The organism is Klebsiella sp. 141240 (genome assembly GCF_050600805.1).
GTDB lineage: Bacteria > Pseudomonadota > Gammaproteobacteria > Enterobacterales > Enterobacteriaceae > Klebsiella > Klebsiella aerogenes.
In genome coordinates this window covers 18,034-43,935 of sequence record NZ_JAQIRK010000019.1, presented here as the reverse complement: position 1 = coordinate 43,935, position 25,902 = coordinate 18,034, and the positions used below count along the sequence as shown (strand labels likewise).

The window sequence follows — 25,902 nt, the reverse complement described above, 5'->3', positions numbered from 1 at the left end:
CGTTACTTCTGGAACCATTTGCTATAGATGGTCTGGTACGTCCCATCTTTCTTCACTTTTTCCAGCGCAGCGTTAAATTTCTGCTGCAGCTCGGTATTGCCCTGACGAACCGCAATGCCGAGGCCGGTACCGAAGTAGTCTTTATCCGTCACTTTATCACCCACCGGCGCCAGCTTCGGATTGCTCTTCAGCCATTCGGTCACTACCGCCGTGTCGCCGAAGACGGCGTCAATGCGGCCGTTTTGCAGATCCAGTTTGGCATTCTGGTAGCTGTCATAAGGAACGGTGGTGATTTCAGGATGCTTATCAGTGATGAATTTCTGATGGGTAGTACCGTTCTGCACGCCAACTTTTTTGCCTTTCAGTTGGTCAATGCCGGTGAACTTGCCCTGCTGGCCGACAAATAGCGCCGAGTTTTCATAATACGGGGTGCTGAACAGCACCTGTTTTTCACGCTCAGGGGTGATATCCATACCGGCCATGACGGCGTCGAAGCGGCGGAATTTCAGCCCTGGGATCAGGCTATCGAAAGCCTGGTTAGTAAAGGTGCAGGTCGCGTCCATCTCTTTACACAGCGCGTTAGCCAGATCGACGTCAAAGCCGACGATTTTGTTGTTGGCGTCTACCAGCTCAAACGGAGGGTAGGAGGCCTCGGTGGCGAAACGGATAGTCTGGGCTGCGGTAGCGGAAAGGCTCATGCCCGCGAGCAGAGCGGCAATCAGTACTTTTTTCATCGTTATTTCCCCGAAAACATCAATGTGAAAGATAGTTTTTAAAGGCGTCGGTTTGCGGATGCGCGAAGCAGTTAGCATCCCCTTGCTCAACGATATGCCCGTTTTCCATATACACCACGCGGCTGGCGGTTTTACGCGCCACTTCCACTTCGTGGGTAACGATAACCTGGGTGATTCCGGTTTCCGCCAGTTCGCGAATGATGCTGACGATCTGGGCGGTAATTTCCGGATCCAACGCGGCGGTGGGTTCATCAAACAGCAGCACCTGCGGCTCCATCATCAGCGCGCGGGCTATCGCTACGCGCTGCTGTTGACCACCTGACAGATGCAGCGGATAGCGGTCGCTGTAAGGTTTAAGGCGTAAACGCTCAAGTAGTTTTTCGGCGCGCGCCAGCGCCTGATCTTTGGTTAAGCCCAGCACGCGGCACGGGGCTTCGATCAGGTTTTGTACCACGGTCAGGTGTGGCCACAGGTTGTACTGCTGGAAGACCATCCCGACATTCTGGCGCAGCTCGCGAATAGCTTTGTCAGACGGCGCTTTGGTGAAGTCGAATTGATTACCGGCGATGTTTAAGGTACCGGAACGCGGCATCTCCAGCAGGTTGAGTACGCGAAGCAGCGAGCTTTTACCGGCGCCGCTTGGGCCGAGGAGCACCAGCGTTTCCCCCTGCGGGCAATCCAGCGTGATGTCGAACAGCGCCTGGTGCGCGCCGTAGAAGCAATTAATGCCGTTTAGTTTAATACTCATCTGGGCAGTCTGATACAAATAGCTATTGAGGCCGCAAATAGTACCTTTGACAGAATAGTTATGCAATATTTATGCGTTAAAAGTTAAATGTAAACCACATTTATCACTAAAGTTAGCACAAAATATGGGTTCGTGTGGTAGGGGGGAACAAATGTCGGCATTACCGCACGGAATACCGACATTTTACCGGGGTTATCGTTTCAGCGGGGTGGCTTTAACGCCGAAATTAGCGTTTCTCAAGACTCTGACGCAGCGAGCCGGCCGGAGCGTGGCTGTTTATGCCAAGATAGCGGACATCATCAACCGCCCAGCATTGGCCTTCCTGAATCATCAGCACTTCATCTTTCCAGCTCTGGATTCCCTGTTTTAATTCAACGCGCAGCGGAATATTGCGCGCATCGCGGTTCGGGATGGTTGAGGCACTGGCGACGTCGGCGCTATCCGCCGGGGTAGAACTGCTGGAGAATGGATTTGATTGCAGCAGCGCGTTACGCGATGGGTCCTGACGAGCGTCGTTCAGCAGTTTAGCCAAATCGTCGCTCAGATACGGGCGCAGCGCGGTGAGATCGTTATTGCGATGCTGGATTTGATAATCATAGAACTGCTGCGCTACCTCGTCCGGGCCGCCCTCGATGCAGGAACCGCTGCGGGTGCCGTTGTCTTTATAAGCCGGGGTCACGGTGGTACAGGCGCTCAGCGCCAGTGCGCAAGGCAAAACAAGTGCAAGAATGTTGTAGCGCATGATGATTTCCTTATGAACTCACTACGTTGTTAGATTCTGCTAAAGCATAGCGTAAGCGCGACAATTGTACTTGACGCAAAGAGCTAAGACCTTGATGTGACAACGGCCATCGGCTGCCCGCGCCTCTTGTGCGGGCAGCCGGCGTATCAGAATTGATAACTATAGTTGACGCTGGCGAACCACAGGTAAGGGTGATCGTAGCTGCCGGAGACGATTTCCGGTGATTTTACGTGGGAAGATTGCATGTGCAGATAAGAGACCGCGACGCCGATATTGCTGGCGGGGGTTATCTGGTATTGCGCGCCGGTAGCGAAGCGCCACTCATCGCCGGTTGGCAGGGAGAGCGCCGTGTCGCTTTGCGAATCATAAACCGTACTGTCGAAACCGACACCGGCGTTCAGACGCCATTGCTCGGTCGGCCGGTACTGCACGCCGACGGCACTATGCCAGGAATCCTTCAGGCGGTTATTTTTATGACTTTCGTGACCGGCAACGGTGATTTGCGGGCTGCCGAACTGGCTCCAGTCCTGCCAGCCGAGATCGCCCATGACTGACCACTGTTTATTGATATCGTGCACCATGCTGACCATGATTTGCTGCGGCGCGCGGACCTGGGCGGAGAGTGGTAAATCATACGAGACGTTAGGTAAGTTTGGGAAACGCGCTTTGCCCTTAACGTTAAAGTCATAATCGGTTTTACTGTTCCAGGTGATGCCGGCGCGCGTCTGGTCGGTCAACTGCATCAGCAGGCCCAGACGGTAGCTCATCGCCCAGTCATGATCTTTATCTTTCTCATCATTACCGTCGACGTTGCGCGTCAGCGATAAATAACCGTAGTTCAGGTTGGCCGATGCGCCGACAGAGAGCCGATCGTTAAGTTTCCACGCCAGCGACGGGCTCAGCGTCATCGCCACCATGGTGCTTTTCTTGATAAGACGATCGCCGGCCCAGTTGCCAAAATCGATGCCTAAACCGTAGTTGCCGTACAAGCCAATCCCGGCATATAAATCATCGTTAATTTTCTGTGCGTAAAAGCCGCTGGCGTTAGGAAACAGATTCATCACGTTACCAGGGCTATTACCGCCGTGTTCGTTATTCATCTGATACGGGATATCGCCGCCCATGACCTGCGCGCCGCCGGTAAACATATGGTCAGGAAGCCGGGTCATGCCGGCTGGGTTGGTGACGATGGTGGAGGCGTCCTGCGCGCGGGCGGCCTGACCTGCGCCTGCCAGGCCGACGTCTTCGGTGCCGATTTCATAAAAATAGAGTGCGCTGGCATGGCTGAAGCCAGAGCAGAGCAACCCAGAAATAAGGAATGCGATTTTTTTCATTTGCCACCTGCGGTAATGTAAAACGCGAGCATATTCTTATGCCACAAAAGTATAGTGGGCATATCTGTTATAGCATCGGATTTATATTGATAGTCCGGGGGATGTATTGCGAGTCCGATAACGGAGTGGTTTAGCTATTTTTAAACGTTATGCGAATGACCATCCTGATGATGGCGCATATTTGATATGACTATTAACGAGGGGTAAATGGAAAAAGAGTATAAAAATAAATGTTCGCCGAGTAATAAGTAAGAAACATTATCACCATGCGATGATAATGTTTCTAAATCAGTAATAACTAATTATTTCTTCTTATAGATATTCGCGGATACGTGCAGTTTCTTATCGGTATTGCCGGAAGAGAGAACCACAACGTCAGCGCCTTTTTCATCGGCTTTTTTGATCAGTTCTTCGCGCGCATCGCTCGGCGCAGTTTGTCCGGTAGAGGAGATGGTACCAATTTTGTGGTATTGACCCTGTACCTTAGCGAAATCTTCTTTGCTCAGAATTTCTGCAGAAAATGCGTTCGCGGTTAAAAACAATGCTGCACCTGCCACTAAAGCTGCATATTTCATATTATTAATCTCCATTGTTTATCTTGCTATCATCATGCCCTTGTTTTAACTAACCAATGAGCGCCCTCAGAGTGAATCAAGCCCGTCTTTTTTTCAAGCGAAATGCTGCATTTTTATGACCTTTAATTAACGATTTTTTAAAGAAAAGATGACGTGGTTCTCATTGATAACGCTTGCTTTTTATTGCGCAATAGACTGTATCGGGTCGTAAGACCTTTTTTATCTGTCGTTAGCTGAAAATGACGTTAAGCAGCGAGTGGCTGAAGCGGCCGGCAACAGACATTCCCGGGCTGATGGTTTATCATATAGAAAAGTCACCGCAGACAGCTTAACGCATTGTCCGGAAGCTGAAAAAGGAGTAGCTATGCCGACAGAACAACGGCTGGATCCGCGCGAAAATCGAACGATGCTGTGGGCCAATCGCGAAAATGTACAAAAGCACGCGCTGTCGCGCAGCATGCCGTGGCTGGCGTTCGTCAATATCTCCTTTGCCTTGATGGTCATCTTCCGCAACGTTCTTTTCACCGAGTTCGATCACCAAAGGTTGTCTAACCATTATATTATTCCTTATCTGGAAATGGCGCTTGGGGCCATTATTGTTTTCTCGCTGGCGCTTTGCCTGATGGTTATCTCCGGACGGATATTAAGTGGTGCCTATGCTACAAAAGTGATTTCCGCTATCTTGTTGATCCTCAGTTTATGTTGGTCGATGAGTAGTTACTGCTTCATCATTTTCTGGTCATTGCCGTTCGCGTGGCCGCTGCTGGTTATTTTAATGACCACCGGTCTTGCCGCGCTCTATTATTTCCCGGTGGGCATTGCGGCTTATCTTGTTCCTTTATGGGTTACCTCGTTGCTTGCAGGGGTGCAAATACATCACGGCGTCGATTTACGTTTTTTAATCCTTTGGGGAATATGTACCGCTATTATGGTATACGGTCGTCAGATCTTGCAGCGCTGGTATGACGAGGCCTGGAACACCCATCAGGAGAATATTCAGCTGATTAACCGTCTGGAAAACATGGCTAATCAGGATGCGTTGACGGCGACCGCGAACCGCCGGGCGTTGGACAATTTTTTAGCTCAGGCGTGGGAAGGTAAAGAGCCGCTGGCGCTTATTATTCTCGATGTCGATTTCTTTAAACGTTATAACGATCACTACGGGCACCAGGCGGGAGATTATTGCCTTTCCTGTATCGCCTCGGTATTGAAAATGTCGGTGCGCGCGCAGGATGATATGGTGGCGCGCTATGGCGGCGAGGAGTTTGTGATTGTTCTGCCGCTGCAATCATTAGATAACGCTACGGCGGTGGCGCAGCGGATCCAACAGAAGATTCGCGAAGCGGCGCTGCCGCATGCCAAATCCGATGCCGGGCCGCTGGTGACGGTCAGTATGGGAATTGTTGCCTCAGAGGGAAGCACTCCACCTTCAGAGTTGATCGCGCAGGCGGATGCTGCGCTGTATAAAGCTAAGCAGGAAGGGCGTAATCGATGGTCTTATTAGGAAAGCGTATTCTCCAGCTTGCGCTTGCCGCTTTGCTACTGGCAGGCTGTGCGCAGGAGCAGGGTATTGTCGACAAACAGGGTTATCAGTTGGATACCCGCCATCCGGCACAGGCGGCCTATCCGCGTATTAAAGTCCTGGTCATTCACTATACCGCCGATAACTTTGATGTCTCGCTGGCGACCCTGACCGACAAAGAGGTCAGTTCACACTATTTAATTCCCGAGCAGCCGCCGCTGCACCACGGTAAACCGCGTATCTGGCAACTGGTGCCGGAGGAAGATTTAGCCTGGCATGCCGGCATCAGCTTCTGGCGCGGCAGCACGCGCATCAATGATACCTCGATCGGTATTGAGCTGGAAAATCGCGGCTGGCAAAAAAATGGCGATATAAAACGTTTTACCCCATTTAATCCGGCGCAAATTGAAGCGCTTATCCCGCTGGCGAAAGATATCATTGCCCGCTATCACATTCAGCCGCAAAACGTCGTCGCTCATGCCGATATCGCGCCGCAGCGCAAGGATGACCCTGGCCCGCTGTTCCCGTGGCGAGCGCTGGCGCAGCAGGGGATTGGCGCCTGGCCTGATGATTCACGTGTCGCCTTTTATCTGCAAGGGCGTCCGAGTTGGCAACCGGTTGATAGCGGAGAATTGTTAGACCTGCTGTCGCGCTACGGCTATCAGGTCACCCCAGAGATGACTCCGGCGCAGCAAAAACGGGTGATTATGGCCTTCCAGATGCACTTCAGGCCGGCACGCTGGGACGGCGTGGCCGATGCGCAAACGCAGGCCATCGCCGAGGCGTTGCTGGAAAAATATGGGCAAGGGTAAACCTTTGGCAGCAAACAGGATGGTTTGCTGCCGTAAGCGACGGTTTTAATCGTGCAGTTTGCCGTGGTCCTTTAACCACGCGGCGGTACGGGTAACCCCCTCATCCAGGGTAACGATCGGCTGATAGCCAAGTTCCTGCTGAGCGCGGGAGATATCGAGGGTAAAGTCGAAATTGAGCTTCGAAACGCCGTAATGGGTGAAAGCCGGTTCTTTTGCCGATTTATTACCGAAATGCTCCATGCTGCGGGCAATAATATCCAACATCGGATAGGGCACCGAGCGGATTCGGCACTTGATGCCCAGCTCGTCGATGAGCTTCTGCACAATGCTGCGCAGCGTCTGCGGCTCGCCGTTGCTGATATTCCACGCCCGCGCGGAAGGTAAGTGGTCGCACTGCGGCTGACTGGCAAGCCACATCGCATGCACCGCGTTTTCGTAGTAAGTCATGTCCACCAGCGCGTTACCGCCGCGCGGCAAGAGCACGCTGCCGTAGTGGCGCATCATCTGCACCATGCGCGGAATAAAGACTTTATCATGCGGCCCGAACAAGCTTTGCGGGCGCAATATCGTAAAGCGGGTATGCGGGTTCGCCTGCGCCAGCAGGTTGATAACCTCTTCGCTGGCCGCCTTGCTGCGGGCGAACTCATTGGCGAAGCGGTGCGGGCGGAAATCTTCCTGAATATCGCGATGGTGGTGATAATCGAAATAGAGCGAAGGCGATGAAATATGGACGAAATTGCGTACGCCCCAGGCAACGGACCATTCGCCAAGACGACGAGTCGCACGAACGTTGGCTAAATCGAAGGCTTGCTGGGTACCCCACGGCGAGGTAAAGCTGGAACAGTGCCAAAGCGTATCAATACCGGCGAGCATCACTTTAGCCTGCGAAGAGACCAGTTCGGTTAGATCAGCGGGAATAAATTCCGCGCCCATTTTGCTCAGAAGCTTACCCATCGCTTCGTTGCGCCCGGTCGCTCGCACGCTGATGCCCTTGTTGCGCAGATATTCCACCGCATTACGGCCTAATCCGCTGGTCGCACCGGTAACCAGTACCTTCATATCAATCTACTGTCCCAGAAAAGAATTTCGTGCGCATTTTTCCGTGATTCTCCCGAGTATGCAATGAGAATCATGAAAGAATAACGCTTAATCTTCGTTTTTGCCTGTGATTTGCTCGGCCTGGCGGGCGATGCGTCGCGCCATGCCGCGAAAAATAAACAGATGCGCCGGGATCATCAGTAGCCAGTAGAACAGGCCGGGCATGCCGTGTGGATGCCACCAGGCGCGAACGTCGAGTTCGCGATGGTCGCCTTTATCGCTAATAGTAAAGCTTAAACGACCCAGACCGGGAGCTTTCATGCCAAACAATAGGGTTAACTGTTGTTCTTCTTCCACAATAATCACCTTCCAGCTATCTACCGTATCGCCGGTTTGCAGATAATCATGCTGCGGTCGCCCCTTGGCCAGGCGGTGGCCGACCAGCAGGTCCATAGCGCCGCGGATTTTCCACAGGATATTGCCGAAGAAGTAGCCCTCTTTGCCGCCGATTTGGTTCACCACCTGCCACAGTGCCTTACGGCTCGCCTGGGTGCTGACGGTGCAGCCTGCCTGCTTTGGGTAGTAGCCATACTCCGGCCGCCAGCGGGCGAAAGCCTGAGCGTCGTAGCCCCAGTCGCTGGAGTTCACCAGCTGTTCTTCCTCTTTCAGGGTACGACGCACCGCCTGATCGAAGGGAATCAACGTTTGCGGGATCAGCGCGCGTAGCGAACGATCGTCGGCGATCAGATCGTGTTTTAGCCCCTGAATCAGCGCTTTAGCGATGGTGGGGGGGACCGAGGTGATAACGTTCAGGAACCACACCGAAATCCAGCGGGTCGGAAAGGGGATAGGGATCAACAGGCGATGCTTGCCGCTGACCGCCATAAAATGGGTGAACTGCTGCTGATAGCTCAGGACATCCGGACCGGCAGCCTCGAAGACGCGGTGCTCGCGAGCCGGATGGTTAAGTAACTCCACCAGATAGTAGAGCAGGTTTTCCAGCGCGATGGGCGTGGTGCGCGATCGTACCCAGCGCGGCGGCGTAAGCACCGGCAGGTTGTAAACCATGTCGCGCATCACTTCAAAAGCGGCGGATCCGGCGCCGACGATGATACCCGCCCGTAACTCGGTAACGGGGATCCCTGACTCGCGTAGGACATCGGCCGTCACCTGGCGGGCGCGCAGATGGTCGGACTGCTCCTGGGCTGGCGCCTGCAGCGAGCTGAGAAAGATGACCTGGCGCACCGGCGTCTGACGCAAGGCATCTCGCACGTTAACGGCGACGCGGCGTTCATGGGCGATGAAATCGCCGCCTTCGCCCATGCCATGCACCAGGTAGTAAAGGGTATCAACCCCGCGAAGCAGAGCAGGGAGATCCTGCGGCTGATTGAGGTCGATAGCGTGGCAGGTGACGCCGGGAAGATCGAGCTTCTGCAGCCTGTCGATATGGCGTGCCGCCGCCAACACCGGATAACCTCGTGCGCTTAATTCGCGCACCAGATGCTGGCCAATATAGCCGCTGGCGCCGAGCACCAGAATAGATTGCGACACGCCTGACTCCTTAGCGTTGTAAAAAGGCTTGCCAGTGACCGACCACTTCCGTCAACTGCTGGCGGTTAACATCGAGATGCATGACCAGACGCACGACTGGCGAGGCGTTGATCAACACGCCGCGAGCCTGCATGAATTCGCCGAGGGCGCGCGCCTGCTCCTCACCGACGCGCACGAACAGCATGTTGGTGTCGTGGCGCATCACGTCAGCGCCGACGGCGCGTAGCTGTTCCGCCATCCACGCGGCGTTGTCGTGATCTTCCTGCAGACGGGTAACGTTATTTCGCAGAGCGTACAGACCGGCGGCGGCCAGAATGCCAGCCTGACGCATCCCGCCGCCGACCATTTTACGCCAGCGAATGGCGCGTCGGATGTACGCTTCGCTGCCCAGCAGCAGAGAACCGACCGGCGCGCCGAGCCCTTTTGACAGGCAGATGGTGAACGAATCACAGTATTGCGCGATATCGCGCAGCTCGCAGCCGTACGCTACAACGGCGTTGAAGATACGCGCGCCATCGACGTGTAGCGCCAGATTACGCTGGCGGGTGAACGCCCAGGCCTCTTGCAGATAGCCCCGCGGCAACACCTTACCGTTGTGCGTATTCTCCAGACTTAACAGGCGGGTGGGGGCGAAATGGATATCGTCGGGCTTAATTTTGGCCGCGACTTTATCCAGCGGCAGCGAACCGTCCGCCGCGGCATCGATCGGCTGCGGCTGAATACTGCCCAGCACCGCTGCGCCGCCGGCTTCATACAGATAGTTATGCGCGCCCTGGCCGACGATGTACTCTTCGCCGCGCTGGCAGTGGCTAAGCAGGCCAACGAGGTTGGCCTGGGTGCCGGTAGGCAGAAACAGCGCCGCCTCTTTACCAGCGAGCTCAGCGGCATAGCGCTGGAGTTCATTGACGGTTGGGTCGTCGCCATACACATCGTCCCCGACCGGGGCGGCCATCATGGCCTCCATCATGGCGCGCCCGGGGCGAGTTACGGTATCACTGCGAAGATCTATCACGGCATATCCTTGTTCTGATTCAGGGTGATAGCATTGTTTTACCTGAGCCAGTTGGTTTTCGCCAGTTCGATCACTTCATCGCCGCGTCCGCTGATAATCGCCCGCAGCATATACAGGCTAAATCCTTTGGCCTGCTCCAGCTTAATTTGCGGCGGGATCGCCAGTTCTTCCTTGGCTACCACCACATCGACTAACACCGGGCCGTCGGTGCTAAAGGCCGTTTGCAGCGCCTCATCAACCTCCGAGGCTTTCTCGACGCGTATCCCTTTGATCCCGCAGGCTTCGGCAATGCGGGCGAAGTTGGTGTCGTGCAGTTCGGTACCGTCGGTCAGATAGCCGCCGGCTTTCATCTCCATCGCCACGAAGCCGAGAATGCTGTTATTAAAAATGACGATTTTCACCGGCAGCTTCATCTGCGCCAGCGATAAAAAATCCCCCATTAGCATGCTGAAACCGCCATCGCCGCACATCGCGATGACCTGGCGATTCGGCGCGGTCGCTTTGGCGCCAATAGCCTGCGGCATGGCGTTGGCCATCGAGCCGTGGTTAAACGAACCCAGCAGGCGGCGTTTGCCGTTCATTTTCAGATAGCGCGCCGCCCAGACGGTGGGGGTACCGACGTCGCAGGTAAAGATCGCGTCGTCGTCGGCAAAGCGGCTAATCTGCTGCGCCAGATACTGGGGATGGAGCGCTTTTTCGCTGGGTTTGGCGAGATCGTCAAGCCCTTTACGCGCTTCGCGATAATCCTCCAGCGCTTTATCGAGGAAGCGGCGATCGGTTTTCTCTTCCAGCAGCGGCAGCAGCGCTTTCAGGGTCGATTTGATATCGCCCACCAGCGCCATATCCACCTTACTGTGCGCGCCGATGCTACCGGGGTTGATGTCGATCTGGATAATTTTGGCGTCGGTGGGATAGAACGCGCGATAGGGGAACTGGGTGCCGAGCAGGATCAGCGTGTCGGCGTTCATCATGGTATGGAAACCGGAAGAGAAGCCGATAAGCCCGGTCATGCCAACATCGTAAGGATTGTCGTATTCGACGTGCTCTTTCCCGCGCAGGGCATGGACGATAGGGGCCTTAATTTTCGCCGCAAACTCCACCAGCTCCTGGTGCGCGCCGGCACAGCCGCTGCCGCACATCAGGGCAATATTACTCGAGTAGCGGATAAGCTGCGCCAGCTTGTGCAGCTCTTCGTCCGCCGGAGTGACCGTGGGAAGCGGGGCATGATACCAGTGGCTGCTGGCGCTTTCCGGAGCCGGTTTTAGCGCCACGTCGCCGGGCAGGACCACCACCGACACGCCGCGGTTAATCACCGCCTTACGCATGGCGATAGCCAGCACCTGCGGAATTTGCTCAGGAGTGGAGACCAGCTCGCAGTAGTGGCTACATTCGCGGAACAGCTCCTGCGGATGCGTTTCCTGGAAATAGCCGCTACCGATTTCGCTCGACGGAATATGGGCCGCAATGGCCAGCACCGGTACGTGGTTACGATGACAATCAAACAGACCGTTAATCAGATGAAGGTTGCCAGGCCCGCAGGAACCGGCGCACACCGCCAGTTCGCCGGTGAGCTGTGCTTCCGCGCCGGCGGCAAAGGCGGCAACCTCTTCATGGCGGGTCGGCATCCATTCGATGGTACCCATGCGGTTTAAACTGTCGCTCAAGCCGTTGAGGGAATCCCCGGTCACTCCCCAAATACGTTTCACGCCCGCTTGTTCAAGCGTTTTTGCAATGTATGACGCCACGGTCTGTTTCATGGTTTTCCATCTCCTTTTTGTGATAACGCTATCAAGCTTAGATGAAACTGCAGGTTGTGTTGCCGATTGCCCCTTATTTTTCGCTGGTTTTATTGATGGAATATTGCGCATACTCTGGGAGCACACGGGGTGTAAAACAGGAAGAACATCAAATGGTTAAGGGATTGTTAAATACAGTAAATAAAACGCTATCGCATGAAGACGCCGGTAAACTCTTGTTACGACTTGCCGTTGGCGGCTTAATGTTATTTCACGGTCTGCATAAGCTAATCGACGGCGTGGATGGCATCAGCGGTATGCTGGTCGCGAAAGGGCTGCCGGGATTTATTGCCTACGGCGTGCTGGTGGGGGAAGTCGTCGCGCCTTGTTTGCTTATTCTTGGCGTATTGACGCGCCCGGCGGCGCTGGTGCTGGCGTTTACCATGGTGGTGGCCTGGCTGATGGTTGGGACAGGTAAGACATTCGCGCTGGATGCCGTCGGCGCATGGGCGATTGAAAGCCTGGTCTATTTCTTTATCGGCGCGCTGGCGATTGCGCTATTAGGGGCAGGTCGTTATTCGTTGGCCGGTCAGTCGGTCTGGCGGTAAAAAAGTGCCGGATGGCGGCATTAATGCCTTATCCGGCCTACGGTCCGTGCGGCCTGCCTTTAATTTATTCACCACGCTGGCTGACACTACTGGTGCTGGTGATCTCAAAATCCCCCGGTGGCGCTGCAGCTTACCGGGGCTACAGTACGATGCGATTTGGTAGCCCGGAGAAGGCGCAACGCGCCGCGTCCGGGAAAACTCTTAAAAAAGTTGCAAACCGATAACAGTGTGGCCTGCCTTTAATTTATTCACCATGCTGGCTGAAACTGTCGGTGTTGGCGGCGACTGGCCGCCCCCTGTGCGCTCCCTGCGCCATGAGGGGCATAACGCAGAAGAAATATCGGAGCGCAATGTGCTCAGAATTAACACAAAGCACATGTTTTCCCCGACCAAAACCGTTGCAAACCGATAACAGTATCTACGGTCCTGTAGCCCCGGTAAGCGCTAGCGCCACCGGGGATTTTGACCTCAGGCGAGAACCAGATCGCTCTGCGGGTGACATGAGCAGGCTAGCACGTAGCCGTCGGCGATTTCGGCATCGGTCAGCGTCATGGTGCTGGTAACGCTATATTCGCCGGCAACCACTTTGGTTTTGCAGCAGCCGCAGACGCCAGCGCGGCAGGCGACGGTCACCGGTACTTTATTGCTCTCCAGCGCTTCCAGCAACGTGGTGCCGACCGGCGCGTAGAACGTTTTCGCCGGCTGCAGCTTGGTAAATTTCAATCCGTCGGTAGCGGCTTCCGCCACCGGGGTAAAGAACTTCTCTTTAAAGAAACGCGTCACGCCAAGCGCCGTCACTTCTTGTTCCACCATCTCCATATAAGGCGCCGGGCCGCAGGTCATCACGGTACGGCTGGAGAGATCCGGCACGCTTTGCAACAGCTCGCGGGTGAGGCGCCCGGCGATAAAGCCCGGCGTCGCGTCGTTTTCCGCCACCAGCGTGACCGGGTATTGACGCCACTCTTCGGCGAAAATGACATCCTTCGGCGAACGCACGTTAAAGATAACCTGCACATCCGCCTGCGGGCGGTACTTCGCCAACCAGCGGCGCATCGACATAATCGGCGTCACGCCGCAGCCGGCGGCCAGCATCAGAAAACGATCGTTTGTTTTATCTTCACAGGTAAACTCGCCCATCGCATCCGATAGCCAGATATAGTCGCCGCGTTTTACATCGCGGGTTAACCACTGTGAGCCTGCGCCATCGTCAATACGACGAACGGTCAGCGTAATGTACTCACTGACCCCCGGCGTTGAGGAGAGCGTGTAGGCGCGCAGCGTATCCGCCGAATGGCGCACGCTAACCAGCGCGTACTGCCCGGCGCGATAGGGATAGTAGTCGTGGCACAGCAACGAAATCGTCCATACGTCCGGCGTTTCCTGCTGAATATGATGAACCTGCATTCGCCACGGGCACTGTTGAGTTGGCATTGTCATGCGGTGACTCCTTATGCGCTCAGCAACTGCTGCATATCTTGTTCTACGGTAGTGACGGAACGCAGACCGAACTTCTCGTTGAGGACAGCCAGCAGGTCCGGCGTGAAGAAGCCAGGCGCGGTCGGGCCGGTGACGATGTTTTTCACCCCGAGCGACAGCAGCGTCAGCAGGATGACGATGGCTTTTTGTTCGAACCAGGAGAGCACCAACGACAGCGGCAGATCGTTTACGCCACAGCCCAGTTTTTCCGCCAGCGTTACTGCGAGAATAATCGCCGAGTAGGCATCGTTACACTGACCGGCGTCGACCAGACGCGGCAGGCCTTCGATATCGCCGAAATCCAGTTTGTTGAAGCGGTATTTACCGCATGCGAGAGTCAAAATCAGGCAGTCGTCCGGTACGCTGGTAGCGAAATCAGTGAAGTAGTTACGTTCGCCGCGCGCGCCGTCACAGCCGCCGACGAGGAAGATGTGGCGCAGTTTTTCACGGCTGACCAGATCAATCAGCGTATCCGCCGCGCCGAGCAGCGTCTGGCGGCCGAAACCGACGGTGATCAGATGCGGGATTTCGCTATACGGGAAGCCGGCCATTTGCTGCGCCTGGGTGATAACCGGGGAGAAATCTTCGCCTTCCAGATGATTGACGCCCGGCCAGCCGACGATGCTGCGAGTCCAGATGCGGTCGTCGTAGGCGCCGACGGTTGGGTCGATGATGCAGTTCGAGGTCATCACGATGGGCCCCGGGAAGCGGGCGAATTCAACCTGCTGGTTTTGCCAACCGCTGCCGTAGTTACCGATCAGATGTTTAAACTTACGCAGCTCCGGGTAACCGTGAGCCGGTAACATTTCACCGTGGGTATAGACGTTAACGCCGGTGCCTTCAGTCTGCTCTAACAGGTTATACAGATCTTTCAGATCGTGCCCGGAGATCAGGATGCACTTACCTTCGGTCGCTTTAACGTTGACCTGGGTCGGCGTCGGGTGGCCATATTTCGTGGTTTCACCGGCGTCGAGGATGCTCATCACTTTGAAGTTCATCTGGCCGATTTCCATCGAACATTCCAGCAGAGCGTTCATATCGGCAGGCCAGGTACCCAGCCACGCCATGATTTTATGGTACTGGGCGTAAATGTCGTTGTCGTACTGACCGAGCACGTGCGCGTGTTCCATATAGGCCGCGGCGCCTTTCAGACCGTACAGGCACAGCAGGCGCAGGCCGAGGATATTCTCACCGATCGCGGCCTTGTCTTTATTTGGCGTATAGTCCGCCGCCTGACGTTGCAGCTCGCCCAGATCATCGCTAACCAGCTGCAGATCGGCTACCGGGCTGTCGACCGAAGCCTTGGCATCAATATTCAGGCATTGCGCTTTCAGCGCCTCGCGCATCGCGATGGCCTGACGGGCGTAGCCGACGATACGCGGCGAGTCGAAGTTCACGTTGGTTAGAGTAGAGAAGAACGCCCGCGGGGCGAAATTATCCACCTCATGATCGATGATGCCGTATTCACGTGCCTTAACGGCCCATGCGGATAGGCCCTGCAGCGAAGCAATCAGCAGATCCTGTAAATCGGAGGTTTCAGCGGTTTTACCGCACATACCCTGCGCGTAAGAACAGCCATTTCCTGCCGGCGTACGGATAGTTTGTTCACATTGCACACAAAACATGATCACACCTTTTAAAGTTATATTTTAGATACATGTTTAAGGTTATGCCTGTCGCCGTATGGAGAAAAGGTATTTCTGACACAACTTAAAGGGAGATTGATTTAGCGCAATTTTGGCGGTAGGGAGCCTACCGCCATAGGGGGATCAGGCTGAGAAGAACGCCATCAGCACCGGCACCAGCAGGCTGAGGATAAAACCGTGGACGATGGCTGCAGGCACGATTTCCACGCCGCCGGAGCGCTGTAGCACCGGCAGAGTAAAGTCCATCGAGGTTGCGCCGCACAGCCCAAGCGCGGTAGAGCGGCTGCGCATTACCATGCCGGGGATTAACATTATCGCCAGCAGTTCGCGGGCCAGATCGTTAAAGAATGTCGCGCTGCCAATGACCGGGCCGTAGGATTCGGTCATTAGAATTCCGGAAAGAGAGTACCAGCCGAAGCCGGATGCCATCGCCAGACCGGTTTTAATGGGCAGACCAAGAATAAGGGCATTAATCACTCCGCCAAATAATGAGCTGGCCGCGACCACCACCGCGACAATCATTCCGCGGCGATTAAGCACAATTTGGCGTAAAGTCATTCCATTATTACGTAGCTGAATACCGATGAGGAATAATAAGAAAATTAAAGTATATTCGCTGGCTTCAGTCGCATGCTGTAAAAAAGAGAGGCCGCTTAATCCCAGAAGGAAACCAATTAGCACTACGCCAAGCAGCTGTAGTGACTCGAGAGCCATCGCCAGGCGCGAGGGTAATTTTTCCGGACGATGCTTGACTCGCCACGGCATTTTTTTATCCAGCCATAGCAGTGCTGCAATATTGCACAGAATAATAACCACAATGCTGACCGCGGAGTAATGCAGTATTGATAACAGATTGCTGCTGAGATTATCGAGGAAGGCAAGGCTAATCCCCATGAAAAAGAGGATAACGTAAACAATCCAGCTAAGCAGCCGGGTAATCAGTTTCAGTGCGGAAGGGTGACGCAGAGGAATAAGGTAGCCGACAATCAACGGCAGCAGAATGATTAATAGTCCCGAAAACATGAACGGCAAGGTCCTTGCAAAATAAGAATAGCGCCACTGACACTACCCAATTCGCCAGGCCGAGTAAAGCTGTCGACAAAAAGAAAAAGCCCGGCGTCGCCGGGCTTCTTGCGAGGGTTAGTCGCGTTTTTCGAGCAGGGTGCGGTACAGCACGCCGCCGAGGATACCGCCGATGATTGGCATCACCCAGAACAGCCACAGCTGTTGCAGCGCCCAGCCGCCCTGGAAGATAGCGACCGCGGTGCTACGCGCCGGGTTTACGGAGGTGTTGGTGACCGGAATGCTAATCAGGTGAATGAGGGTCAGCGCCAGGCCGATGGCGATCGGCGCAAAGCCCGCCGGGGCGTTTTTATCGGTCGCACCGTGAATAACCAGCAGGAATCCGCAGGTCAGCACGATTTCGATAACGATAGCGGACAGCATGGAGTAGCCACCCGGAGAGTGTTCGCCGAAACCGTTTGAAGCGAAGCCGCTCGCGGCAGCGTCGAAACCGGCTTTACCGCTGGCGACGACGTACAGCACCGCGGCGGCAATAATACCGCCGACAACCTGGGCGATAATATAACCAATTACGTCTTTAGCCGGGAAACGACCGCCAGCCCACAGGCCTAAAGTGACCGCTGGGTTAAAGTGCCCGCCGGAAATATGACCTACGGCAAAAGCCATGGTTAATACGGTTAAACCGAAGGCCAGGGCGACGCCGGCAAAACCAATTCCCAATTCCGGGAAAGCCGCTGCCAGCACTGCGCTGCCGCAGCCGCCGAATACAAGCCAGAATGTGCCAAAGCACTCTGCTGCTAATTTTCTGAACATAACCACCTCAAATAATAATGTAAACGAACACGTTATGACGTGCCGGTCTTTATTTATCGACGCAAAGGATGACGATAAAAATAAAGCGTCGCTATTCTAGGGACGAACGCCACCCTCGGACTAGTTAAATAAATTGATGTAATTTGATTTAGAGCAATGAGATGATTTTCCTTTCACCATGCATGATTTATGCAAGTGTAGAACACAACGCTGAAAAATAAACTACTACCGAAGATGAATTAATTTATTAATTATATGAAATCAAGAGCTGATACCTTACAAACTCATTTGCTTCTGAGTTCAATTGTCGGTGCGGGAAGCAGGGGGTGCCATGTTGTCTGCGCCTCGCTATACTACTGATTACTGAAGGAGAATGTGGGCCAGGCGGAGGGGATATGCATCTTGAGCGTGTAGAGATCGTCGGATTTCGCGGTATCAACCGTTTATCGTTGATGCTCGAGCAAAACAATGTGCTAATCGGCGAAAACGCATGGGGTAAATCCAGCCTGCTGGACGCTCTGACGCTGCTTTTATCGCCTGAGTTTGACCTGTACCATTTCGTACGCGATGACTTCTGGTTTCCCCCCGGCGATATTCAGGGGCGGGAGCATCATCTGCATATCATTTTAACTTTCCGCGAAAATGAACCCGGGCGCCATCGCGTGCGCCGTTTTCGACCGCTTAGCGATTGCTGGGTGCCCTGTGATGACGGTTATCAGCGCATTTTCTATCGCCTTGAGGGGGAGCTGGCGGACGACGGCAGCGTGATGACCCTGCGTAGTTTTATTAACTGCCAGGGAGAGGCGCTGGAGATGCAAGATATCGACGATCTGGCGCGCCATCTGGTGCGCTTAATGCCGGTATTGCGCCTGCGCGACGCCCGCTTTATGCGCCGAATTCACAACGGAACCGTGCCGCATTCGCCGCAAATTGAGATTACCGCCCGGCAGCTGGATTTTCTCTCCCGCGAACTGGTCAATCATCCGCAAAATCTCACCGATGGGCAAATCCGCGAAGGGCTGTCGGCGATGGTGCAACTGCTAGAACATTACTTCGCCGAGCAGAGCAGCGCGCAAAGCCGCAATCGCCTGATGCGCCGACGTTCTCATGATGAACAACGCAGCTGGCGCTATCTCGATATTATTAACCGAATGATTGATAAACCCGGCGGACGCAGTCATCGGGTGATCTTACTTGGGTTGTTCTCCACTTTATTGCAGGCGAAAGGGACCGTCCGCCTCGATCGCGATGCGCGGCCGCTGCTGCTGATTGAAGATCCAGAAACGCGGTTGCATCCGATCATGCTTTCGGTCGCCTGGCATTTACTGAATCTCCTGCCGCTGCAGAGAGTCACTACAACCAATTCCGGCGAACTTTTGTCGTTGACGCCGGTTGAGCAGGTGTGTCGGCTGGTGCGTGAATCGTCCCGCGTCTCGGCGTGGCGGCTCGGTCCCGGCGGGATGAATGCGGAAGATAGCCGTCGCATTGCGTTTCACATTCGCTTCAACCGCGCGTCATCGCTGTTTGCCCGCTGCTGGTTGCTGGTGGAAGGCGAAACGGAAACCTGGGTTATCAACGAACTGGCGCGCCAGTGCGGGCATCATTTCGACGCTGAAGGGGTGAAGGTGATTGAATTCGCCCAATCCGGGCTCAAGCCGCTGATTAAATTTGCCCGCCGGATGGGGATTGAATGGCATGTGCTGGTTGACGGCGATGAGGCAGGAAAGAAGTACGCCGCTACGGTGCGCGGACTACTCAACAATGATAACGAACTGGAACGCGTACACTTAACCATGCTTCCGGCGATGGACATGGAACACTTTATGTATCGTCAGGGGTTCGATGATGTTTACCATCGGGTGGCGCAGATCCCGGATAATATGCCGATGAACATGCGCCGAGTGATCACCAAAGCCATACATCGTTCATCGAAACCCGATCTGGCGATAGAGGTCGCAATGGAGGCCGGGCGGCGGGGAATCGACGCCGTCCCGACGTTACTGAAAAAGATGTTTTCCCGCGTGCTGTGGCTGGCGCGCGGGCGCGCTGATTAGGCCAGCGGCGAAAACCGTGCCATGTTACGCAAGACTCGCCGCAGCCGAACATCAATAAACATTAAGCATTGCTAAAATTCTGGCTTCTGTTCGCCGCTGCTTCCGTTAGAATCATCGTCCGAGCTGCGGGGAAAAGATCAGGAATTTTTTATGACATTGAATGGAAAACGCAGGAAAGTCTGGTGGCTGTTGGCGTTAGTGGTAGTGATAGCGGCCATTTGGGGATGGCGCATTCTTAACGCGCCGTTGCCGCAGTATCAAACGCTGGTGGCGCGCAAAAGCGACCTGCAGCAGAGCGTTCTGGCGACGGGCAAGTTAGATGCGCTGCGTAAAGTCGACGTCGGCGCGCAGGTCAGCGGCCAGTTGAAGACGCTGCGCGTCAATATTGGCGATAAAGTACAGAAGGACCAGCTGCTGGGAGTTATCGACCCGGAGCAGGCTGAAAACCAGATTAAAGAAGTCGAAGCGACGCTCATGGAGCTGCGCGCTCAGTTAAAACAGGCGCAGGCCGAACGTAAGCTCGCGCAGGTAACCTTAGCGCGCCAGCAGCAGTTGGCGCAGCGCCAACTGGTCTCACGCCAGGATCTGGATACCGCCGCCACCGATGTGGCGGTGAAAGAGGCGCAAATCGGCACCATCGAGGCGCAGATTAAACGCAACCAGGCGACCCTCGACACCGCGAAAACCAACCTCGACTATACGCGTATCCTGGCGCCGATGTCCGGCGAAGTGACGCAAATCACTACCCTGCAGGGACAGACGGTGATTGCCGCTCAGCAGGCGCCAAACATCCTGACGCTGGCGGACCTCAGTACCATGCTGGTCAAAGCGCAGGTTTCGGAAGCGGACGTGATCCATCTTAAGCCGGGGCAAAAGGCCTGGTTTACGGTACTCGGCGACCCTCTGACCCGTTACGAAGGTACGCTGAAGGATATTCTGCCGACGCCGGAAAAGGTCAATGATGCCATATTTTATTATGCGCGGTTTGAAGTTCCCAACCCGCAGGGGATCCTGCGTCTTGAAATGACGGCGCAGGTGCATATCCAGCTGGCGGAAGTGAAAAACGTGATTACTATTCCGCTCAGCGCGCTGGGCGACGCCATCGGCGATAACCGCTACAACGTGCGCTTGCTGCGCAACGGGGAAGTGAAAGAGCGTGAAATCGTTATCGGTGCGCGTAACGATACCGATGTGGCGGTGGCGAAAGGGCTGGAAGAGGGTGATGAGGTCATTATCAGCGAAAGCACGCCCGGAGCGGCAAAATGACGGCGCTGCTCGAACTGCGTGATATTCGCCGCAGTTACCCCTCGGGCGACGGTGAGGTTGAAGTCCTAAAGGGCATCACCCTCAGTATTGCCGCCGGGGAAATGGTGGCGATCGTTGGGGCTTCAGGTTCCGGCAAATCAACGCTGATGAACATCCTTGGCTGCCTTGATAAACCCACCAGCGGTACCTATCAGGTTGCCGGGGTCGATGTGTCGCATCTGAGCGGCGATGAACTGGCCAGGCTACGCCGTGAGCACTTTGGCTTTATTTTCCAGCGTTACCATCTGTTATCGCACCTGACGGCGGCGCAAAACGTCGAGGTACCTGCTATCTATGCCGGCAAAGAGCGCCGGATTCGCCTTGAACGGGCGCGGGATTTACTCACCCGATTAGGTTTGGGCGAGCGGGCGGAATACTTCCCGTCGCAGCTATCCGGCGGGCAGCAGCAGCGCGTGAGTATCGCCCGCGCCCTGATGAACGGCGGCGAGGTGATCCTTGCCGATGAACCGACCGGGGCGCTGGATAGCCACTCAGGTGAAGAGGTCATGGCCATCCTGCATCAGCTTAAGGCGCAAGGGCATACGGTGATTATCGTCACGCACGACCCGCAGGTCGCGGCGCAGGCGGAAAGAATTATCGAACTGCGCGACGGTGAAATTGTGCGTAACCCACCGCCGTCATCGCTGGAAAAAGGCGGCGTGCTTCGCGCCGAAGACCGCGCGGAGCCTACCATCTGGCGTCAGTTCAGCAGTGGTTTTCGTGAGGCGCTGGTGATGGCCTGGCGGGCGATGGCGGCGAATAAAATGCGCACGCTGTTAACTATGCTTGGCATCATTATTGGTATCGCTTCGGTCGTCTCTATCGTGGTCGTCGGCGATGCCGCGAAACAGTTGGTTTTAGCCGATATTCGCGCCATCGGCACCAATACCATTGATGTTTATCCCGGTAAAGATTTTGGCGATGACGATCCGCGTTATCAGCAGGCGTTAAAATATGACGATCTGCTGGCGATTCAAAAACAACCATGGGTGAGCTCCGCGACGCCGGCGGTATCGAAAAGCCTGCGCCTGCGCGCTAATAACATCGATGTGGCCGCCAGCGCCGAAGGCGTTGGCGCGCAATATTTCAATGTTTATGGCATGACGTTCAGCGAGGGAAATACGTTCAATGAGCTGCAGCTGAATAGCCGGGCGCAGGTGGTGGTGCTGGATAGCAATGCCCGTCGCCAGCTATTCCCCCACAAGGCGAAAGTGGTTGGCGAGGTGATTTTGGTCGGTAATATGCCGGCGACGATTGTCGGCGTGGCCGATGAGAAACAATCGATGTTCGGCAGCAGCAAAATCCTCCGCGTCTGGCTGCCCTATTCCACGATGGCCGGGCGGGTGATGGGGCAATCGTGGCTTAACTCGATAACCGTCCGCGTGCAGGAGGGCTACGATAGCGCCACCGCTGAGCAGCAGCTGGTGCGGTTGCTGGAGCTCCGCCATGGCAAAAAAGATGTTTTCACCTGGAATATGGACAGTGTCTTGAAAACGGCGGAAAGGACCACACATACTTTACAGCTGTTCCTGACCCTGGTGGCGGTGATCGCGCTGGTCGTCGGCGGAATTGGGGTGATGAATATCATGCTGGTGTCAGTCACGGAGCGCACCCGTGAAATCGGCATCAGAATGGCGGTTGGCGCCCGGGCCCGGGATGTTCTGCAGCAGTTTCTTATTGAAGCGGTGCTGGTTTGTCTGGTGGGCGGCGCCATCGGCGTGAGTTTGTCGTTGATGATCGCGTTCATTTTGCAACTGTTCTTACCCGGTTGGGAAATCGGTTTTTCGCCGCTGGCGCTGTTGACCGCATTTTTGTGTTCGACGTTAACCGGAGTGCTGTTTGGCTGGTTGCCGGCGCGTAATGCCGCGCGATTAGACCCGGTTGATGCGTTGGCGCGTGAGTAAGGAGATAAAAATGCCAGTCAGAAGGACTGGCATTTTATTAGCAGGATGTACACAATGAAGCAAAAGAGTTATGCAGCCGTTTCTGCTTCCACAGGAACAATCACGCTGGCGTGATTGCCTTTCGGCCCCTGGTGAACATCAAACCGAACGGATTGCCCGGCTTTTAGCGTTCTGTAACCATCCATCTGGATGGTGGAGTAATGGGCGAAAATGTCTTCGCCGCCGCCCTCAGGGCAAATAAAACCGAACCCTTTGGCATTGTTGAACCACTTAACAGTACCCATTTCCATACTTCGACATCCTTCGTAAATCTTTATAAGTAAGATGGAATGAACCGGTAGGGGAGTTACGAGTTGTACAATTGCTCGCCAACTCTCGCCAGTACAATTTAGAGAAATACGGAAATGCGTCAAGCAATTGACGAGGGTGGACGGTGAAAAATGCGTCAAAATTCGAAGCAGTTAACGCTATTGCTGGGGAATGTGACAGGCGTCGCGGATGGAAGCAATAGATGATAGTTATCTATGATCTATTGTAGATTTGTAACGTGCATAACCTCAGATCATCGACAGGCCGCGGCCTGTTGGCAACAGCAACCGATGACGAACATTGACGATGAGTAAGAGAGATTGGCTGGACTTCGATCAACTGGTAGAAGATGAAGTTCGTGATGCGCTTAAACCACCATCTATGTATAAAGTGATATTAGTCAATGATGACTACACTCCAATGGAGTTTGTTATTGACGTGTTACAAAAATTCTTTTCTTATGATGTAGAACGTGCAACGCAACTGATGCTCACGGTTCACTATGAAGGTAAGGCGATTTGCGGCGTTTTTACCGCCGAAGTTGCGGAAACCAAAGTCGCTATGGTGAACCAGTACGCCAAGGAGAACGAGCATCCATTGCTGTGTACGCTAGAGAAAGCCTGATTACAGGCATGAAAATTGGGGGAGGTGCCTATGCTCAATCAAGAACTGGAACTCAGTTTAAACATGGCTTTCGCCAGAGCGCGCGAGCACCGTCATGAATTTATGACCGTCGAGCACTTGTTGCTGGCTTTGCTCAGCAACCCCTCGGCACGCGAAGCGCTGGAAGCCTGTTCCGTGGACCTGGTCGCTTTGCGTCAGGAACTTGAAGCCTTCATCGAACAGACCACTCCCGTCCTTCCGGCTACGGAAGAAGAGCGAGACACCCAGCCGACGCTAAGTTTTCAGCGCGTGCTGCAGCGTGCGGTTTTTCACGTCCAATCCTCCGGTCGCAGCGAAGTCACCGGCGCCAACGTCCTGGTCGCGATTTTCAGCGAGCAGGAGTCGCAGGCCGCCTATCTGCTGCGTAAACATGAAGTCAGCCGCCTTGATGTGGTGAATTTCATCTCTCACGGCACGCGCAAAGACGAGCCCAGCCAGCCTTCGGAAAATAACGCGAGCCAGCCGGGTAACGAAGAGCAAGCAGGCGGGGAGGATCGTATGGAAAACTTCACCACCAATCTCAACCAGCTTGCGCGCGTGGGCGGCATCGATCCGCTGATCGGCCGTGATAAAGAGCTGGAGCGTGCTATTCAGGTATTGTGTCGCCGCCGTAAAAACAACCCGCTGCTGGTGGGTGAGTCCGGCGTCGGCAAGACCGCGATTGCGGAAGGGCTCGCCTGGCGTATCGTCCAGGGCGACGTACCGGAAGTGATGGCGGATTGCACCATTTACTCGCTGGATATCGGTTCGCTGCTGGCGGGCACCAAATATCGCGGCGATTTTGAAAAACGCTTTAAAGCGCTGCTGAAACAGCTTGAGCAGGATACCAATAGCATCCTGTTTATCGATGAGATCCATACTATCATCGGCGCAGGCGCGGCCTCCGGCGGTCAGGTTGATGCGGCTAACCTGATTAAACCGCTGCTTTCCGGCGGCAAGATCAGGGTGATTGGCTCCACGACCTACCAGGAGTTCAGCAACATTTTTGAAAAAGATCGCGCGCTGGCGCGTCGTTTCCAGAAAATCGACGTGACCGAGCCTTCTGTCGAAGAGACGGTGCAGATCATCAACGGCCTGAAACCGAAATACGAAGCGCACCACGATGTGCGTTATACCGCCAAAGCGGTACGTGCGGCGGTCGAGCTGGCGGTGAAATACATCAACGATCGTCATCTGCCGGATAAGGCGATTGACGTGATCGACGAAGCGGGGGCGCGGGCGCGGCTGATGCCGGTCAGTAAGCGCAAGAAAACGGTCAATGTGGCGGATATCGAATCTGTGGTTGCGCGCATTGCGCGTATTCCGGAGAAGAGCGTCTCCCGCAGCGATCGCGATACGCTGAAAAACCTTGGCGACCGTCTGAAAATGTTGGTCTTCGGTCAGGATAAAGCGATTGAAGCGCTGACTGAAGCTATCAAGATGGCGCGTGCCGGGCTTGGACATGAGCATAAGCCGGTTGGGTCTTTCCTGTTTGCCGGGCCGACCGGGGTTGGGAAAACCGAAGTCACCGTGCAGCTGGCGAAAGCGCTGGGCATTGAGCTGCTGCGCTTTGATATGTCCGAGTATATGGAACGTCATACCGTTAGCCGCTTGATTGGCGCGCCTCCGGGATACGTTGGTTTCGATCAGGGCGGGCTGTTGACCGATGCGGTTATCAAACATCCGCACGCGGTGCTGCTGCTTGATGAGATCGAAAAAGCGCATCCGGATGTCTTCAATATCCTGCTGCAGGTAATGGATAACGGTACGCTGACCGATAACAACGGCCGTAAAGCGGACTTCCGCAACGTGGTGCTGGTGATGACCACCAACGCCGGGGTGCGTGAAACCGAGCGTAAATCGATTGGTCTTATCCAGCAGGATAACAGCACCGATGCGATGGAAGAGATCAAAAAGATCTTTACGCCGGAGTTCCGTAACCGTCTCGACAATATCATCTGGTTCGATCACCTCTCTACGACCGTGATCCATCAGGTGGTCGATAAGTTTATCGTCGAGCTGCAGGTACAGCTGGATCAGAAAGGCGTGTCGCTGGAAGTGAGCCAGGAAGCGCGTGACTGGCTGGCAGAGAAGGGATATGACCGGGCAATGGGCGCGCGTCCAATGGCGCGGGTGATTCAGGACAACCTGAAGAAACCGTTGGCGAATGAGCTGCTGTTTGGTTCGCTGGTGGACGGCGGCCAGGTCACCGTTGAGTTGGATAAAGCCAACAACGTGCTGACCTACGGCTTCCACAGCGCGCAAAAGCACAAACCGGAAGCGGCGCATTAAATAAATTCTGAATTGTTCAATGATAA

General features: G+C 54.9%; 22 protein-coding genes. 8 read left to right on the top strand and 14 right to left on the bottom strand.

Annotated features, from left to right (window positions below; all coding sequences use genetic code 11):
- Window positions 1–2: 2 nt before the first annotated feature.
- The 5 genes from artI to yahO form a co-directional block, all read right to left on the bottom strand.
- Window positions 3–734, bottom strand: coding sequence for an arginine ABC transporter substrate-binding protein ArtI (gene artI / locus PGQ95_RS22615; protein ID WP_015367516.1), 732 nt, complete (start codon window positions 732–734; stop codon window positions 3–5).
- A gap of 19 nt (window positions 735–753) precedes the next feature.
- Entirely contained in the window at window positions 754–1,482 is a 729-nt protein-coding gene (artP, locus tag PGQ95_RS22610; protein ID WP_015367515.1) for an arginine ABC transporter ATP-binding protein ArtP, read from the bottom strand.
- 226 nt (window positions 1,483–1,708) lie between these two features.
- The gene (locus PGQ95_RS22605) at window positions 1,709–2,224 is read right to left on the bottom strand and encodes a lipoprotein (protein WP_430919413.1); all 516 of its coding nucleotides are present in this window, start codon (window positions 2,222–2,224) and stop codon (window positions 1,709–1,711) included.
- Between the two features lie 146 nt (window positions 2,225–2,370).
- A complete protein-coding gene (locus PGQ95_RS22600; protein WP_430919411.1) occupies window positions 2,371–3,558 on the bottom strand; it encodes an OmpP1/FadL family transporter in 1,188 nt (395 codons plus the stop codon).
- A 302-nt stretch (window positions 3,559–3,860) separates the two neighbouring features.
- Window positions 3,861–4,133: a DUF1471 family periplasmic protein YahO gene (gene yahO / locus PGQ95_RS22595; RefSeq protein ID WP_045396302.1), complete on the bottom strand. Its 273-nt coding sequence runs from the start codon at window positions 4,131–4,133 to the stop codon at window positions 3,861–3,863.
- Between the two features lie 364 nt (window positions 4,134–4,497).
- Here yahO and PGQ95_RS22590 point away from each other — a divergent pair, with 364 nt between their 5' ends.
- Together PGQ95_RS22590 and PGQ95_RS22585 are read left to right on the top strand one after the other, a co-directional pair.
- A complete protein-coding gene (locus tag PGQ95_RS22590) occupies window positions 4,498–5,637 on the top strand; it encodes a GGDEF domain-containing protein (RefSeq protein ID WP_087859980.1) in 1,140 nt (379 codons plus the stop codon).
- Window positions 5,625–6,467, top strand: coding sequence for an N-acetylmuramoyl-L-alanine amidase (locus tag PGQ95_RS22585; RefSeq protein WP_087859979.1), 843 nt, complete (start codon window positions 5,625–5,627; stop codon window positions 6,465–6,467). The genes PGQ95_RS22590 and PGQ95_RS22585 overlap by 13 nt, the downstream gene beginning before the upstream one ends.
- A 45-nt stretch (window positions 6,468–6,512) precedes the next feature.
- Here the strand turns inward: PGQ95_RS22585 and PGQ95_RS22580 are convergent, their stop codons facing one another.
- From PGQ95_RS22580 to poxB, 4 genes are all read right to left on the bottom strand, one after another.
- Complete coding sequence (locus PGQ95_RS22580) at window positions 6,513–7,526, bottom strand: NAD-dependent epimerase/dehydratase family protein (protein WP_087859978.1); 1,014 nt, start codon at window positions 7,524–7,526, stop codon at window positions 6,513–6,515.
- Between the two features lie 87 nt (window positions 7,527–7,613).
- Window positions 7,614–9,056 (bottom strand): SDR family oxidoreductase, encoded by a 1,443-nt coding sequence (locus PGQ95_RS22575; protein WP_087859977.1) that lies wholly within the window; start codon window positions 9,054–9,056, stop codon window positions 7,614–7,616.
- Between the two features lie 10 nt (window positions 9,057–9,066).
- Entirely contained in the window at window positions 9,067–10,068 is a 1,002-nt protein-coding gene (ltaE, locus tag PGQ95_RS22570; protein WP_087859976.1) for a low-specificity L-threonine aldolase, read from the bottom strand.
- Window positions 10,069–10,106: 38 nt separating this feature from the next.
- Window positions 10,107–11,825: a ubiquinone-dependent pyruvate dehydrogenase gene (gene poxB, locus PGQ95_RS22565; protein WP_271032254.1), complete on the bottom strand. Its 1,719-nt coding sequence runs from the start codon at window positions 11,823–11,825 to the stop codon at window positions 10,107–10,109.
- Window positions 11,826–11,977: 152 nt separating this feature from the next.
- On the opposite strand from poxB, the gene PGQ95_RS22560 reads away from it, so the two are divergent.
- The gene (locus tag PGQ95_RS22560) at window positions 11,978–12,412 is read left to right on the top strand and encodes a DoxX family protein (protein ID WP_113374868.1); all 435 of its coding nucleotides are present in this window, start codon (window positions 11,978–11,980) and stop codon (window positions 12,410–12,412) included.
- Window positions 12,413–12,880: 468 nt separating this feature from the next.
- Here the strand turns inward: PGQ95_RS22560 and hcr are convergent, their stop codons facing one another.
- From hcr to aqpZ, 4 genes are all read right to left on the bottom strand, one after another.
- Window positions 12,881–13,849, bottom strand: coding sequence for an NADH oxidoreductase (gene hcr, locus PGQ95_RS22555; protein WP_430919408.1), 969 nt, complete (start codon window positions 13,847–13,849; stop codon window positions 12,881–12,883).
- Between the two features lie 11 nt (window positions 13,850–13,860).
- On the bottom strand, window positions 13,861–15,513 hold the full coding sequence (gene hcp / locus PGQ95_RS22550) for a hydroxylamine reductase (protein WP_087859971.1): 1,653 nt from the start codon (window positions 15,511–15,513) through the stop codon (window positions 13,861–13,863).
- 144 nt (window positions 15,514–15,657) lie between these two features.
- A complete protein-coding gene (locus tag PGQ95_RS22545) occupies window positions 15,658–16,557 on the bottom strand; it encodes a lysine exporter LysO family protein (RefSeq protein ID WP_047065549.1) in 900 nt (299 codons plus the stop codon).
- Between the two features lie 117 nt (window positions 16,558–16,674).
- Window positions 16,675–17,370, bottom strand: coding sequence for an aquaporin Z (aqpZ, locus tag PGQ95_RS22540; protein ID WP_015367500.1), 696 nt, complete (start codon window positions 17,368–17,370; stop codon window positions 16,675–16,677).
- A 395-nt stretch (window positions 17,371–17,765) separates the two neighbouring features.
- Between aqpZ and PGQ95_RS22535 the strand changes: the two genes are divergently transcribed.
- The 3 genes from PGQ95_RS22535 (at window position 17,766) to macB (ending at window position 22,633) form a co-directional block, all read left to right on the top strand.
- Window positions 17,766–19,424: an ATP-dependent endonuclease gene (locus PGQ95_RS22535; RefSeq protein WP_087859969.1), complete on the top strand. Its 1,659-nt coding sequence runs from the start codon at window positions 17,766–17,768 to the stop codon at window positions 19,422–19,424.
- A gap of 150 nt (window positions 19,425–19,574) precedes the next feature.
- On the top strand, window positions 19,575–20,690 hold the full coding sequence (gene macA / locus PGQ95_RS22530) for a macrolide transporter subunit MacA (protein ID WP_045396263.1): 1,116 nt from the start codon (window positions 19,575–19,577) through the stop codon (window positions 20,688–20,690).
- A complete protein-coding gene (gene macB, locus PGQ95_RS22525) occupies window positions 20,687–22,633 on the top strand; it encodes a macrolide ABC transporter ATP-binding protein/permease MacB (protein ID WP_213317966.1) in 1,947 nt (648 codons plus the stop codon). The genes macA and macB overlap by 4 nt, the downstream gene beginning before the upstream one ends.
- Before the next feature lie 68 nt (window positions 22,634–22,701).
- Here macB and cspD read toward each other — a convergent pair whose 3' ends face one another.
- Window positions 22,702–22,923 carry a cold shock-like protein CspD gene (cspD, locus tag PGQ95_RS22520; protein WP_015367495.1) on the bottom strand — a complete coding sequence of 74 codons (222 nt, stop codon included), beginning with the start codon at window positions 22,921–22,923 and terminating at the stop codon, window positions 22,702–22,704.
- Window positions 22,924–23,248: 325 nt separating this feature from the next.
- Between cspD and clpS the strand changes: the two genes are divergently transcribed.
- Both clpS and clpA read left to right on the top strand, forming a co-directional pair.
- Window positions 23,249–23,566, top strand: coding sequence for an ATP-dependent Clp protease adapter ClpS (clpS, locus tag PGQ95_RS22515; RefSeq protein ID WP_015367494.1), 318 nt, complete (start codon window positions 23,249–23,251; stop codon window positions 23,564–23,566).
- Between the two features lie 30 nt (window positions 23,567–23,596).
- Window positions 23,597–25,876 carry an ATP-dependent Clp protease ATP-binding subunit ClpA gene (gene clpA, locus PGQ95_RS22510; protein WP_015367493.1) on the top strand — a complete coding sequence of 760 codons (2,280 nt, stop codon included), beginning with the start codon at window positions 23,597–23,599 and terminating at the stop codon, window positions 25,874–25,876.
- Window positions 25,877–25,902: the final 26 nt, after the last annotated feature.